14 protein-coding genes are annotated in these 12,603 nt (G+C 65.8%); 11 read left to right on the plus strand and 3 right to left on the minus strand.

Annotated features, from left to right (window positions below):
* Position 1: 1 nt before the first annotated feature.
* The 10 genes from PV772_RS13035 (at position 2) to PV772_RS13080 (ending at position 8,051) form a co-directional block, all read left to right on the plus strand.
* Positions 2–589, plus strand: coding sequence for an HhH-GPD-type base excision DNA repair protein (locus PV772_RS13035; protein WP_347886410.1), 588 nt, complete (start codon positions 2–4; stop codon positions 587–589).
* Positions 589–1,593 (plus strand): LacI family DNA-binding transcriptional regulator, encoded by a 1,005-nt coding sequence (locus PV772_RS13040; RefSeq protein ID WP_347886411.1) that lies wholly within the window; start codon positions 589–591, stop codon positions 1,591–1,593. The genes PV772_RS13035 and PV772_RS13040 overlap by 1 nt, the downstream gene beginning before the upstream one ends.
* A gap of 91 nt (positions 1,594–1,684) precedes the next feature.
* Positions 1,685–1,987: an urease subunit gamma gene (locus PV772_RS13045; protein WP_141158532.1), complete on the plus strand. Its 303-nt coding sequence runs from the start codon at positions 1,685–1,687 to the stop codon at positions 1,985–1,987.
* An 11-nt stretch (positions 1,988–1,998) separates the two neighbouring features.
* Positions 1,999–2,352 (plus strand): urease subunit beta, encoded by a 354-nt coding sequence (locus tag PV772_RS13050; RefSeq protein WP_141183038.1) that lies wholly within the window; start codon positions 1,999–2,001, stop codon positions 2,350–2,352.
* The gene (ureC, locus tag PV772_RS13055) at positions 2,349–4,079 is read left to right on the plus strand and encodes an urease subunit alpha (RefSeq protein ID WP_347886412.1); all 1,731 of its coding nucleotides are present in this window, start codon (positions 2,349–2,351) and stop codon (positions 4,077–4,079) included. Before PV772_RS13050 ends, ureC begins: the two co-directional genes overlap by 4 nt.
* Before the next feature lie 32 nt (positions 4,080–4,111).
* Positions 4,112–4,597 (plus strand): urease accessory protein UreE, encoded by a 486-nt coding sequence (gene ureE, locus PV772_RS13060; protein WP_141183040.1) that lies wholly within the window; start codon positions 4,112–4,114, stop codon positions 4,595–4,597.
* Between the two features lie 144 nt (positions 4,598–4,741).
* Positions 4,742–5,410: an urease accessory protein UreF gene (locus PV772_RS13065; protein WP_347886413.1), complete on the plus strand. Its 669-nt coding sequence runs from the start codon at positions 4,742–4,744 to the stop codon at positions 5,408–5,410.
* Positions 5,411–5,422: 12 nt separating this feature from the next.
* Positions 5,423–6,037: an urease accessory protein UreG gene (gene ureG, locus PV772_RS13070; protein ID WP_307358806.1), complete on the plus strand. Its 615-nt coding sequence runs from the start codon at positions 5,423–5,425 to the stop codon at positions 6,035–6,037.
* Between the two features lie 146 nt (positions 6,038–6,183).
* Complete coding sequence (locus tag PV772_RS13075; protein WP_347886414.1) at positions 6,184–7,014, plus strand: urease accessory protein UreD; 831 nt, start codon at positions 6,184–6,186, stop codon at positions 7,012–7,014.
* A complete protein-coding gene (locus PV772_RS13080) occupies positions 7,014–8,051 on the plus strand; it encodes a nickel transporter (protein ID WP_347886415.1) in 1,038 nt (345 codons plus the stop codon). Before PV772_RS13075 ends, PV772_RS13080 begins: the two co-directional genes overlap by 1 nt.
* A 45-nt stretch (positions 8,052–8,096) precedes the next feature.
* Here the strand turns inward: PV772_RS13080 and PV772_RS13085 are convergent, their stop codons facing one another.
* Positions 8,097–10,022 carry an adenylyl cyclase gene (locus tag PV772_RS13085; protein ID WP_347886416.1) on the minus strand — a complete coding sequence of 642 codons (1,926 nt, stop codon included), beginning with the start codon at positions 10,020–10,022 and terminating at the stop codon, positions 8,097–8,099.
* Between the two features lie 167 nt (positions 10,023–10,189).
* Here PV772_RS13085 and PV772_RS13090 point away from each other — a divergent pair, with 167 nt between their 5' ends.
* Positions 10,190–11,242: a LacI family DNA-binding transcriptional regulator gene (locus PV772_RS13090; protein WP_347886417.1), complete on the plus strand. Its 1,053-nt coding sequence runs from the start codon at positions 10,190–10,192 to the stop codon at positions 11,240–11,242.
* A gap of 44 nt (positions 11,243–11,286) precedes the next feature.
* Here the strand turns inward: PV772_RS13090 and PV772_RS13095 are convergent, their stop codons facing one another.
* Positions 11,287–11,736, minus strand: coding sequence for a transferase (locus tag PV772_RS13095; RefSeq protein WP_141183047.1), 450 nt, complete (start codon positions 11,734–11,736; stop codon positions 11,287–11,289).
* A 91-nt stretch (positions 11,737–11,827) separates the two neighbouring features.
* Positions 11,828–12,487 (minus strand): GntR family transcriptional regulator, encoded by a 660-nt coding sequence (locus PV772_RS13100; RefSeq protein WP_347886418.1) that lies wholly within the window; start codon positions 12,485–12,487, stop codon positions 11,828–11,830.
* Positions 12,488–12,603: the final 116 nt, after the last annotated feature.

Here is a 12,603-nt window from a genome sequence, read left to right on the forward strand (position 1 = left end):
GATGGACGGCATGGAACTGCACATCACAGGGGATCCTGCTGCGGACAAATTGCTGAGTGAGGACGATTTCGCCCTCCTGACCGGCATGCTGCTGGACCAGCAGGTAACGATGGAATCCGCGTTCGCCGGGCCGGAAAAGATCCGGACACGGTTGGGGTCGCTCAAACCCGACGCCATCGCAACACATGATCCGGCGGCTTTCGTGGAGATGTTCAAGGAGCGCCCCGCCGTGCACCGCTTCCCCGGCTCCATGGCTGCACGCGTCCAGGCGCTTGCCGCGGCGGTCCAGGACGAATGGGGCGGTGAGACCGCCGCCATCTGGACCAAAGGCTCGCCGGACGGTGCCGAGGTGCTGCGCCGACTCAAGGCCCTGCCCGGTTTCGGGGAGCAGAAGGCGAAGATCTTCCTGGCCCTGCTGGGCAAGCAGCGCGGCCTCAAGGCGTCCGGATGGCGCGAGGCGGCGGGCCACTACGGCGACGACGGCGCCTACCTCTCGGTGGCCGACATTGTGGACCCGGAATCCCTGGCCAAGGTCCGCGCCAGCAAGCAGGCTGCGAAGGCGGCGGCGAAGGCTGGAAAAGAGCGTTAATGGCAGTAACCATGAACGACGTCGCGAGGGCTGCCGGTGTGTCCCTCAAGACCGTTTCGAACGTATTGAACGACTACGAATTCATCCGTCCCGCCACCAAGCAGCGGGTGCAGGATGCCATTGCGGAGCTGGGCTACGAGGCGAACCTCACCGCCCGCAGCCTCCGGTCCGGCAAGACGTCCATGCTGGGCCTGGTGCTGTCCGACCTGTCCGCCCCCTACTACGCCGAGCTGGCATCCAGGCTGATGAAAGCCGCGGCGCGGCACGGCTACCGGGTGCTGGTGGAGCAGTCCGACGCAGAGGCCGCCGCTGAACTCGGCGCCCTCCACGGGACCTTCCGCCAGCTTACGGACGGCCTCCTGTTCACGCCGTTGGTGGTGGATGCGGAGGCCATAGCTGCGCGGGCGGGCAGGAAGCCGCTGGTGATGCTGGGTGAGCACATTGTGGATCCCCGCTTCGACCTGGTGACCATGAAGAACAGGGAGGCCGCGGACGCCCTGACCAGGCACCTGCTGGCCGGTGGCCGCCGTCGTATTGCCGTCATCGGAGCTGACCCCGGCGAGTCCGCCGGAACCGGTGGGCTGCGCCTGGACGGGTACCGGACGGCCCTGGCAGCGGCGGGCATCCCTTACGACCCCGCGCTGGTGGCACCCGCGCAATGGCGCCGCGACACCGGTGCCGCCGCCGTCGCCGGGCTGCTGGACAAGGGTGTGGAGTTCGACGCAGTGTTCGGACTGAACGACGTCCTGGCGCTGGGGGCAATGCACGAATTGCAGGTCCGGGGGGTCAAAGTCCCGCAGGACGTGGCGGTGGCAGGCTATGACGACCTCGACGAAGGGCGGTTTGCGTCCCCCTCCCTCACAACAATCGCGCCGGGCATGGACGAGATCGCGGAGCGGTCCATCGGGCTGTTGCTGGACAGGATCGCCGGCCGCGAGCCATCGGTTCAGGGGGTGCATGTGGAAGCCGGGTTCGAACTGAAGATCCGGGAATCCGCGCCCTAGGCTCCGTCCGGATGATGGACCTGAAACGTGGCGGAAACGTGCGGGGCCTACGCTGAATCCACGCTGTCCCCAGGCCGTCGAAGGGAACCCCATGCATTTGTTGCCGCGTGAGCAGGAAAAACTCCTGATCGTGGTGGCTGCCGATCTCGCCCGCCGGAGGCAGTCCCGCGGCCTCAAACTGAACTATCCCGAGGCCGTGGCCATCATCAGCTACGAATTGATCGAGGGTGCGCGGGACGGCAGGACCGTGGCCGAGCTCATGAGCTACGGCACCACGCTGCTCACCCGCGACGACGTGATGGAAGGCGTGCCGGAGATGATCCATGACGTCCAGATCGAGGCCACCTTCCCGGACGGCACCAAGTTGGTCACCGTCCACAACCCCATCCGTTAAGGAGCGCGGCAATGATTCCAGGTGAGTACATCCTGCGGCCGGAGCCCGTCACCGCGAATGCGGGCAGGGAGGCAATCGAGGTCGCCGTGACCAACACTGGCGACAGGCCCGTCCAGGTGGGCTCGCATTTCCATTTTGCCGAGGCCAATTCCGCCCTGTCCTTCGACCGCGAAGCAGCTTACGGCCGGCGCCTGGACATCCCCGCAGGAACGGCGGCCAGGTTTGAGCCGGGGGATTCGCGGACGGTCCGGCTCATTGGGCTGGCCGGGAACCGGGAGGTCTACGGGCTCAGCAACGCGGTCAACGGAAGGCTCGACGGCGGGGCGCGCCAAAGCGGGCTCCTCACGGAAGGGAACGGCGAGTGAGCTTCGACATTCCGCGCCGGCAGTACGCCGACCTCTACGGACCCACCACCGGTGACAAAATCCGCCTGGCAGATACCGGACTCTTCCTGGAAATAGAAAAGGACCTCACCGTGTACGGGGAGGAAGTGGTGTTCGGCGGCGGCAAGGTGATCCGTGACGGCATGGGCCAGAACGGCCAGGCCGCCCGCGACGAGGACATCCCGGACACCGTGATCACCAACGCCGTCATCCTGGATTACACCGGAATCTACAAGGCAGACGTGGCGCTGAAGGACGGCCACATCTTCCGGATCGGCAAGGCCGGCAACCCGCAGATCACGGACGGCGTGGACATCGTGATCGGCTCAAGCACGGAAATCATCGCCGGCGAGCGGAAGATCCTCACCGCCGGCGGCATCGACACCCACATCCACTTCATCTCCCCGGACCAGATCCCGACCGCCCTGGCCAGCGGCGTGACCACCATGATCGGCGGCGGCACCGGCCCGGCTGAAGGCACCAAGGCCACCACCGTGACGCCCGGAAAGTGGCACATCCAGCGGATGCTGCAGGCGGCTGAGGCGTTCCCCATGAACATCGGCCTGTTCGGCAAGGGCCACGCGTCCGCCGTCGAACCCCTCGCCGAGCAGATACGCGCCGGGGCCATCGGGCTCAAAGTCCACGAGGACTGGGGCGCCACCACCTCCTCCATCGACACCTCGCTGAGGGTTGCTGACGAATACGACGTCCAGGTGGCCATCCACACCGACACCCTGAACGAGTGCGGGTTCGTGGAAGACACCATCCGGGCCATCAACGGGCGCGTGATCCACACCTTCCACACCGAGGGCGCCGGTGGCGGCCATGCCCCGGACATCATCAGGATCGCGGGCATGCCCAACGTCCTGCCCGCCTCCACCAACCCCACGCTGCCCTACACGCGCAACACCATCGAAGAGCACCTGGACATGCTGATGGTCTGCCACCACCTCAACCCGGACATCCCCGAGGACGTGGCCTTCGCCGATTCCCGGATCCGTGCCGAGACCATCGCCGCCGAGGACGTCCTGCAGGACCTGGGCATCTTCTCCATCACCTCCTCCGACTCCCAGGCCATGGGCCGCGTGGGCGAGGTGATCACCCGCACCTGGCAGGTGGCGGACAAGATGAAGAAGCAGCGCGGGGTGTTGGAAGACAACGACGGCGGGGCGCACGGCAGTGCGGACGGCGACAACTTCCGGCTCAAGCGCTACGTGGCCAAATACACCGTCAACCCCGCCATCGCGCAGGGGATCGCAGACACCGTAGGGTCAGTGGAAGTGGGCAAGTTCGCGGACCTGGTGTTGTGGGATCCGGCATTCTTCGGGGTCAAACCGGAACTGGTGCTCAAGGGCGGACAGATTGCCTACGCCCTGATGGGTGACTCCAACGGGTCCATTCCCACCCCCCAGCCGCGGACCATGCGGCCCATGTTCGCCACCTTCGGCAAGGCGGTTCAGCAGTCCTCCATCACCTTCCTGTCCCAGGCAGCGATCGACGCCGGCGTGCCCGGGGAATTGGGGCTGGAAAAGGTCATCCGCCCCGTCTCCGGCATCCGGAACCTCACCAAAGCCGACCTCAAATACAACGACGCGACGCCCGATATCCAGGTGGACCCGGAAACCTACCAGGTGACGGTGGACGGCGAGGACGTCACCTGCGAACCGTCCGACGTGCTGCCCATGGCGCAGCGGTACTTCCTCTTCTAGAGCCGCGAATTCAAGACCCCGAAAGCAACCACATGATCATCGACAAAGTCCTGGGCAACCTGCACGACCTGCCGGACTCCGACCTCGCCGCCTACGCCGGTCTGCACCGCGAAAAAGTCGTCCTGCCCAGTGCCCAGCTGGTCAAACGCATCCAGCGCGCCACCACGGACCACGGCAAAGAGATCGGCATCCGGCTCCCGTCCGGGTCAGGCGACCTCCGTGATGGCGACATCCTCCACGTCGCCGACGCCAACATGATCGTGGTGTCGGTGCTGCCCACCGACGTCCTGGTCATCGCACCCCGCACCGTGCACGAAATGGGCGTTACCGCACACTCCCTTGGCAACCGGCACCTCCAGGCACAGTTCTTTGACGCGTCCTCCGAATACGGGGCCGATGTCATGGTGTGCGCCTACGACCACACCGTCGAGGACTACCTCCGCCACAACTCAGTGCCCTACACCCGCCAGGAACGCGTCATGCCTGTGCCTTTCCGCCATGCTGAACACTCGCACTGACTCTTTAGCGCTAAGCGCTTCAAGCGATTCCTTAGTTGGGTGCGCCGCCCCGGGATGGGGGCCGTGCCCGCTTCGCGGTGCCCGCCACGCCGCGGCCCCCATCCCCGGGCGTCGCTTGGGTTCCTCGCCTTTGGTGCGTCATTCGTGAGTGGGTATCAGCTTGCTCTTCAGCAATTGGTGGACTCTGCGCTTCCTACTGGGGCTTTTGCGCACTCTTTGGGTTTCGAAACCTACATCGAGCGGGAGCTCGTTTTAGATGAGGCTTCGTTTGGTAGGTGGCTGGCCGCTTTTGTGTCGCAGCAGCTGACCTATTCCGATGGGCTTGCCGTTCGGCTGTACTACGAGGAGGTTGATCTTGGGGAGCTGGATTCTTTGCTTTCTGCTTCTCTCTTGCCGCGGCAGGTTCGGGAGGCCAGTTTGAAGACGGGCGGCCGGCTTTTGGAGATTGGAGCTGAAGTGTTTCCTTCGCCCGCCCTGGACCTGTACCGGGAGCTCGTGACCACCGGCCGGGCCGCCGGGCATCAGCCGCTGGCGTTCGCCGTCGTCGCCCGCTCACTGGGCGTGCCGCTCCAGGAAGCGCTCGCCGCCTACCTCTTCGCCACCGTCACCTCCCTCACCCAGAACGCCGTCCGCGCCATCCCCCTGGGCCAGAACGCCGGGCAGCGGGTGCTGCGGAAAGCGCACGACGACGTCGCTGCCGCCATCGCCACGATCGCGCACCTGACGGCGGACGACTTCGGCGCCGTCAGCCCCGGACTGGAAATTTCGCAAATGCGGCACGAACGCCAACGTGCCCGCATGTTCATGAGCTAGCAGGAGGAAACCATGACCGAACCCATCAAAATCGGCATCGGCGGGCCCGTCGGCGCCGGTAAAACCCAGCTCGTGGAGCGGCTCACCCGGCACATGAGCGGCGACATCTCCATGGCCGCCATCACCAACGACATCTACACCATCGAGGACGCCAAAATCCTCGCCGCCAACGGCATCCTCCCCGTGGACCGGATCATCGGCGTCGAAACCGGCGGCTGCCCCCACACCGCCATCCGCGAAGACACCTCCATGAACACCGCCGCCATCGAGGAACTCAAGGCCCGGCACCCCGACCTGCAGGTCATCTTCGTAGAATCCGGCGGCGACAACCTTTCCGCCACCTTCAGCCCCGAACTCGTCGACTTCTCCATCTACATCATCGACGTGGCCCAAGGCGAAAAGATCCCCCGCAAAGCCGGCCAGGGCATGATCAAGTCCGACCTCTTCATCATCAACAAGACCGACCTCGCACCCCACGTCGGGGCGGACCTGGCCATCATGGAGAGGGACTCAAAGGAGTTCCGCGGCAATAAGCCGTTCTGCTTCACGAACCTCAAGACTGATGAGGGACTCGACAAGGTCATCGACTGGATTCGGCACGACGTCCTGATGCTTGATTTGGCATGAGCACGACGGCGGTCGAGGCGCCCCGGCCAGGGAACGGTGCGACTTCCGGCGCTTCACCGGATGTAAGGGGCCGTGCCCGCTCCGCGGTGCCCGCCACGCCGCGGCCCCTTACATCCGGCTCAGCCGCCTCAGTGGGAACGTCACCGATGGGGCGGCTTGAGCTGGGCATCACTTTGCGGGGCGGTCGGTCCCTTGCCTCACATCAGTTCCACGAAGGTGCTTTGAGGGTTCTTCGCCCTCATTATCTGGATGACTCCGGGCAGGTTTGTTATGTCGTTGTGAATCCTGGCGGGGCCTATCTGGGGGCGGATCTCTTTCTTGTTGATGTTGAGGTCCACGATTCTGCTGACCTGTTGTTGACGACGCAGTCCGCTACGAAGGTTTATCGGACTCCCGGGTCCTTTGCCGAGCAGCGGATGGCTGTCCGGCTGGGGGAGGGGGCTCGGCTGGAACTCATGCCGGACCAGCTCATCGCCTACCGGGAGGCCAGCTACCGGCAACGGACCTCTGTAACCTTGCGGCCGTCGTCGTCCTTGGTCATGGCCGAGGTGGTGACGCCCGGCTGGTCGCCGGACGGCGCCGCCTTCCGGTATGAGGAAGTGCGGCTGAGGAACCGCATCTGCGTGGAAACCGGGGCGGGCACCGAACTGCTGGTGTTGGACAACCTGCTGATCCGGCCGCCGCTGCACGACGTAAGCGGGCTCGGTTTCATGGAAGGCTACAGCCACCTCGGATCCCTGGTGGTGGTGGATCCCCGGGTGGACCAGGCGCTCGCCGACGAACTGCACCTGCTGACCGCCGGCGGCGAAGCGCTGACCGGCATTTCACTGACGCGCCCAGTTGCGGGAACTACCGGGCTGGTGTTGCGGAGCCTGTCCAACAGCACCGACGAACTGAACCGCCTGCTTCGGTCCTGCACCGACTTCCTGCGCAGTCGCTGGTTCGGCCAAGGGCCGCTGGACCTGAGGAAGCACTGATGACCAGCATCGCCGCGCTCTACCGGGACCGGGACTCCCTGCCGCTCCGGACCCGCGCGCTGTTCACCTTTGGTGCAGTGGCCGCGCTGCACGCTGCCGCCGTCGTCCTTTTGCTTGCCGGAACCCGGCCCGGGGGCGGCGGGGCGCTCTCCTGGGGACTTGTCCTCACCGCTTACCTCGCCGGAGTGAAGCACAGCTACGACTGGGACCACCTGGCGGCCATCGACAACTCGACCCGAAAGTTCGTGGCACAGCGGCAGCATCCGGTGAGTGTGGGCTTCGCGTTCAGCCTGGGCCACAGCTCGGTGGTGACCCTGGCCGGGGTGCTGGTGATCGCCGGTGCGTCCATGGTTGGCAGCCTGATGGAGGAAGGTACGGCCGGCAACGTCGTGCTGGGGCTGATCGGCAGCGGTGTATCCGGGCTGTTCCTGCTGGCCATGGGGCTGTTCAACGGCTCGGCCTTCACCCGCTCGGCCGCTGCCTTCCGGCGCTCCCGGGCCGGAGCGGCCATCGATCCCCGCGACCTGGAACCGCAGGGACTGGTGGCGCGGCTGCTGGCCAAACCCCTCGCGAGGGTGCGCCGGCCGCGGAACATCTACGTGGTCGGCTTCCTCTTTGGGCTGGGTTTCGATACCGCAACCACCATCGGGCTGCTGATGATGACGACGGCGGCGTCCTTGGCCGGGGTACCCCCGTTCGCCCTGCTCGCCCTGCCGCTCGCCTTCGCAGCCGCAATGACGCTGTGTGATTCGGTGAACGGCATGGTGATGATGCGGATGTACCGGTCGGCACTGGCCGACCCGCGGCGGAAGCTTGGCTTCAATGCTGTGGTGACGGGCATCTCGGCGGTCTCGGCCCTGTTCATTGCCGTGATTACTTTGTCAGGCTTCATGCACGCTGCCTTCGGCCTGGATGATCCGGTGACGGCTTGGCTTTCATCGATCGACCTGGGAGAGGCCGGCCTGCTGCTGGTGGGACTGCTGCTGGCCGTCTGGGGCGGCGCCGCGCTGGCGTGGAGGCAGGCCCGGAACGGATAGGGACGCGTCGCCGGCATCCACTGCCGGCAACGCGCCCCGTGGCTCCTAGCCGAAATCGGCCACGTAGCTGGGAACTCCGACGGCGTCCGTGGACACCGGTGCTCCGGTGTCATTGACCACGTGGTCCAGTGTCCCGGCGCCGAGATTCACGGTCAGCAGGCTGTGCAGCTTAACGCCCGGCGTCACCGGAACCTCGAAACCGCGGGTGGCGTGGATGGTGGGATCCACGTTGGTGTATACGTAGCTGCCGCCGCCCCAGAGTTCGTGGGTTTTGACGGAGTCTGCCACCTTGTACCCGGCCCAGCCCAGGACCCCGTCATGCTGCCACGCTGCCTGGTTGGGGGCGTCGTAGGGCAGTTCGTTCTGGAAGAAGACGGTCTTGCCGTTTTCGCCGTTCCAGATGACGTTGTACTCCTGGTAGTGCTCCACGAACAGGCCGGTGGCAGTGACGTTGTTGCCGTTGACGATCACGCCGTTCCTGCCGGTGTTGGTGGTCCAACCGACACCGTTCCCATGGTCTGCGCGCCAGGCCCAGATGTGGTCCAGGAGGACGTTGTCGCTGTTGACTTCCAGGCTGACTGAGGCCTTGCCCACGTGGGGCCCGCCGATGCGGAAGAACACATCGTGGAGCGTGGTGGGGTTGGCTGGATCGCTGAGGACGCCTGAGCTGGCTGGTCCGTCCCCTGCGCCTGGAATCGCTTTGCCGATGCGCATCAGGGCAGGGGAGTTGACCTCGCCCGCGTCCACGGTAACGGCGGCGATGTCCACGCCGGGGACGTCCGCAACTGTCAGGGGAACCGATCCGTTGACGGCGGAAAGTGTTGCCATTCCAAGTCCAAGCACCACTGTTCCTGCACGCTTGACCTCGATGCTCCGGTCAACGTCGTAGACCCCGGGAGTAAGGAGCAGGTTCTTTCCACGGGCCAGCTGCGCGTTGATGGCCTGCGCTGAATCACCGGGCTTTGCAACATAGAAATCGGACAGGGGGATGCTGCGGCCTTGGCCGGGACCGTTTTCCCACGTGGTCCCGGCCGGGTCCTTGCGGACGGAGGGCACGTACACGCTGTACTGGCCGGCCGAATCCAACGTCAGGTAGGGCTTCTCGCGGCTGATCGGAGTCTTGTCCAGCGTGGTGTAAGGCGGGTTGGGGAAGGAGTCGGCGGGCGCGCCGTTCACGCCGGAGAAGACCTGGTTCCAGACCCCATTGGACCAGCTGCCGATGCTGCTGTCGCGCACCAGGTACTGCTGCTGGGAGCCATTGATGATGGCACCGGTCTTTGAGTCCGCAAGGAACCCGCCGCTGGCGTACTGCGGGCCGGCGGTGCAGTAGTCCATCAGGGAGAGGTTGCCGCCGGTGATGTTGACCCGGCGCATCGGTGAAGCCTGGGAAGCCGCCCAGAAATTCGCGGAACTGCGGCAGCCTTCCAGGCCGGTGACGTTGATGGTGAGGTTGGACAGGGAGCGCCAGAAGTTGTTCAGGGCGATGCAATTGTCCGCGGTAAGGCAGCGGTTGTAGACGTCGACGTGTCCATTGATGGTGACGTCGGTGGGTGCGGCGCCCAGTCCCGCCACCTCGGTGGAGTAACCCACCTGGACGATCAGCGGCTCTTCGGGGGTGCCATAAGTCCCGGGCTTGAACAGCAGCGAGTAGCGCTTTGAGCCCATCTCATCGTCCACCTGCTGGGCCGCAATGGCGTCCACGGTGGCCTGGATCTGTGCCACCGGCATGCCGGGGTCGAAGACGTAGGTATTGGAACCGAACGGGTTTTGCGGCGTCGGTGCCGGCGGTGGCGGCGACGCCGGAGCCTGGGCTGCGGGCTGGGCTGCTGAGGGCGCCGCCTGTGCTGCGGCCGTCCCGCCGGCGGCAACAAGGCCAAGGAGAAGGGCGGTGGCGGCTGCAACAGTGCCGGCGCGGCTCGGGCGCTGCGCCGGAAGGGGTCGGGGTGCGTCTGGGCGTAAGGCTAGCGGCATTGCTGGTCCTGTCAGTGGAGGGGCTGGACGACCACGACGGCTGCGACAGGCAGCCGGGGCCGAGTGGTGGGAGCGCTCCCGTCGGGAGAGCGTAGCATCGGGATTTTGCCCCGGCAAGGGTTGACGGGAGCGCTCCCACGCTGGATCGGTGTCGTATTGTCGGTGTAATGAACGAAAAGACCAGCCGGTCCGCTCCGGAAGGGGCAGGGCGGCTCAGTCCCACGCTGGAGGACTTGGCGTCAGCGGCAGGGGTGTCCCGCTCCACAGCATCCCGTGCCATCAATGGCGGCTCAAAGGTCAGCGCGCAGGCCCAGGCGGCCGTTGACGCCGCGATCGTGGCGCTGGGCTACACCCCCAACCGTGCTGCCCGGAGCCTCGTCACCCGGCGCGCCGGATCCGTGGCACTGGTGATCCCCGAACCTGACGCCCGGGTCATGTTGGACCCGTACTTCGCCGCCGTCATTACTGGAGTCAATGAAGCACTGCGCGAGACGGACCTGCAGCTGGTACTGCTGATGTCCCGGGCCGGTGACGACTCGGCGCGGACCATCCGCTACCTGCGCGGCGGCCACGTTGACGGCGCGATCGTGGTCTCCCACCACCACGCTGATGACTGGGTGGAGACCCTGGGCGGCACCGGTCTGCCCACCGTCTTCATCGGCAGGCCGTGGGACACGTCGTCCGGAATTCCCTATGTGGACCTGGACAACTTCGAGGGAGGCCGGTTGGCGGCACGGCACCTGGCCGGTATCGGCCGCACCCGGCTGGCGACTGTTGCCGGCCCTCCTGACATGACGGCCGCCGTCGACCGCCTGGAAGGATGGCGGAAGGGACTCAGGGAAGCCGGCCTTGAGCCCGGACCGGTCATCCACGGGGACTTCACGACGGCGGGCGGTGCCGATGCTGCAGCCCAAGTGCTGGCTACATCGCCTGACGTGGACGGAATATTCGCCGCATCGGACCTGATGGCGCTCGGCGTCGTGGACACCCTTCGCGGAAGGGGGCGGCGGGTGCCGGACGACGTGGCAGTGGTGGGCTTCGACAACCACTCCATCCAGGCGGCAAACGGCCTGGGCCTCACCACGGTGGCCCATCCCATGGTGGACATGGCAGCCGCAGCCGGAAAGCTCCTGGTGGGTGCCATCGCGAATCTCGACGGGGTTCCGGGACCAGTCATCTATCCTGCGGAACTGGTGGTGCGCGGAAGCTCCGTGCAGTAGCGGACCCAAAGCCGCAGGATGTCGGCCCGACCGCCTGGTTGCACCTAGGCGGCCAGGCCGCCCTTTACCTTGCGGTGCGTCCGATGCCTGGCCGGCGCCAGGCGTGAATGGGCGCCCGCGAGGACCTCGCTGCCGTCCGGCACGGTGCTGTCCGAATCCAGGTGTGCGCCGTGCTCGATCAGGACGCTTGAGCCGATGCGCGAGTGGCTGCCAATGTGGACACGGTTGCCGATCACCGTGCCCCGGCCGATGCGCACGCCGTCGCCGATGACCGTCCTGTCACCGATGATCGCGCCGCGGTCGATCCAGCTGCCGTGTCCAATCCGGCAACCTGAACCCACCTTCGCGCCGTGCTCCACATAGGTCATGGGGCCGATCCGGGTGCTCTCAGCCACGCTGGCCCCCGGAGCGATGAGGCCGCCGCCGTTGTCGTGGCGGCTGTACCGGGTGACCTTCCCGGCGTCGTCCTCTACTGACACAAACTTCGCGGTCATACCATCCCTCGTTACCACCGCGGCTATTTACCGCTCAGTAGGTTAACGGCCGGGAGGCCGCGAGGATTCCCAGCACGCGGGCCGTGACGCGCTACGCCACCAGGTTGGCGGCAGCCGTGTTCATGTGTTCAAGGATGGTCTTCCGGGCCAGGGTGGCATCGCCGGTGTCGATGGCGCCCACGATGTCCTTGTGGCGGTCCACGCTCATGTTGCTGACGCCCTTTTCCAGTCCGGCGAACATGATGGACATCCGGATGGAGCCCTCAAGGGATTCCCAGGAGTGGAGCAGTGTTTCGTTGCCCGTAAGCCGGCAGAGGGTGCGGTGGAACTCGAGGTCGGATTCAATCCGTTCCTCAAGGCTGCCGCTGGCCGCGGCCTCCATGGCATCAATGGCCTTGTGCAGCGACTCGGTGACCTGCTGCCGGTCCGGCAGTTCGCAGAGGGTCCGGGCGGCCAGCGATTCCAGGGCGGCACGGACAGCATAAATGTCCCGGATTTCCTTTTCATCCAGGTGGCGGACGGACAGGCGTCCGCGGGGGCCGGCGGACAGCAGGCCTTCCTGTTCCAGCTGGCGGAGGGCTTCGCGGAGCGTGCCGCGGCTGATCTGCAGCATCTCGGACAGTTCCGTTTCCACCAGGTGCCGGCCCGGTTCCAGCTCGCCGCTGGTGATGGCGGTCCGCAGCGCCGAGAGCGCCTGCTCACGAAGGCTCTTCTTTTCCAGTCCCAGCAGGGGTGCGCCCAATCCGGCCATGGCTTTGTCCTCAATGTCTTAAGTCGACTGCTAACAGTCGGTAGTAATTCCGATGGTACGGCAGAAAGCACGGCACCGGCCTTGACCGGTGCCGTGCTTTCCCACATGTCTTGAAA

The sequence above is a fragment of the Pseudarthrobacter sp. CC12 genome (assembly GCF_039907755.1).
Lineage (GTDB): Bacteria > Actinomycetota > Actinomycetes > Actinomycetales > Micrococcaceae > Arthrobacter > Arthrobacter niigatensis.

Bases quoted from the DNA above. Each gene is read 5' to 3' on its own strand.
- PV772_RS13035 (WP_347886410.1), top strand. From the start codon at position 2: ATGGACGGCATGGAACTGCACATCACAGGGGATCCTGCTGCGGACAAA.
- PV772_RS13045 (WP_141158532.1), top strand. From the start codon at position 1,685: ATGCATTTGTTGCCGCGTGAGCAGGAAAAACTCCTGATCGTGGTGGCT.
- PV772_RS13040 (WP_347886411.1), top strand. From the start codon at position 589: ATGGCAGTAACCATGAACGACGTCGCGAGGGCTGCCGGTGTGTCCCTC.
- ureE (WP_141183040.1), top strand. From the start codon at position 4,112: ATGATCATCGACAAAGTCCTGGGCAACCTGCACGACCTGCCGGACTCC.
- PV772_RS13100 (WP_347886418.1), bottom strand. From the start codon at position 12,487: ATGGCCGGATTGGGCGCACCCCTGCTGGGACTGGAAAAGAAGAGCCTT.
- PV772_RS13075 (WP_347886414.1), top strand. From the start codon at position 6,184: ATGGGGCGGCTTGAGCTGGGCATCACTTTGCGGGGCGGTCGGTCCCTT.
- PV772_RS13095 (WP_141183047.1), bottom strand. From the start codon at position 11,736: ATGACCGCGAAGTTTGTGTCAGTAGAGGACGACGCCGGGAAGGTCACC.
- PV772_RS13090 (WP_347886417.1), top strand. From the start codon at position 10,190: ATGAACGAAAAGACCAGCCGGTCCGCTCCGGAAGGGGCAGGGCGGCTC.
- PV772_RS13080 (WP_347886415.1), top strand. From the start codon at position 7,014: ATGACCAGCATCGCCGCGCTCTACCGGGACCGGGACTCCCTGCCGCTC.
- ureG (WP_307358806.1), top strand. From the start codon at position 5,423: ATGACCGAACCCATCAAAATCGGCATCGGCGGGCCCGTCGGCGCCGGT.
- PV772_RS13085 (WP_347886416.1), bottom strand. From the start codon at position 10,022: ATGCCGCTAGCCTTACGCCCAGACGCACCCCGACCCCTTCCGGCGCAG.
- PV772_RS13050 (WP_141183038.1), top strand. From the start codon at position 1,999: ATGATTCCAGGTGAGTACATCCTGCGGCCGGAGCCCGTCACCGCGAAT.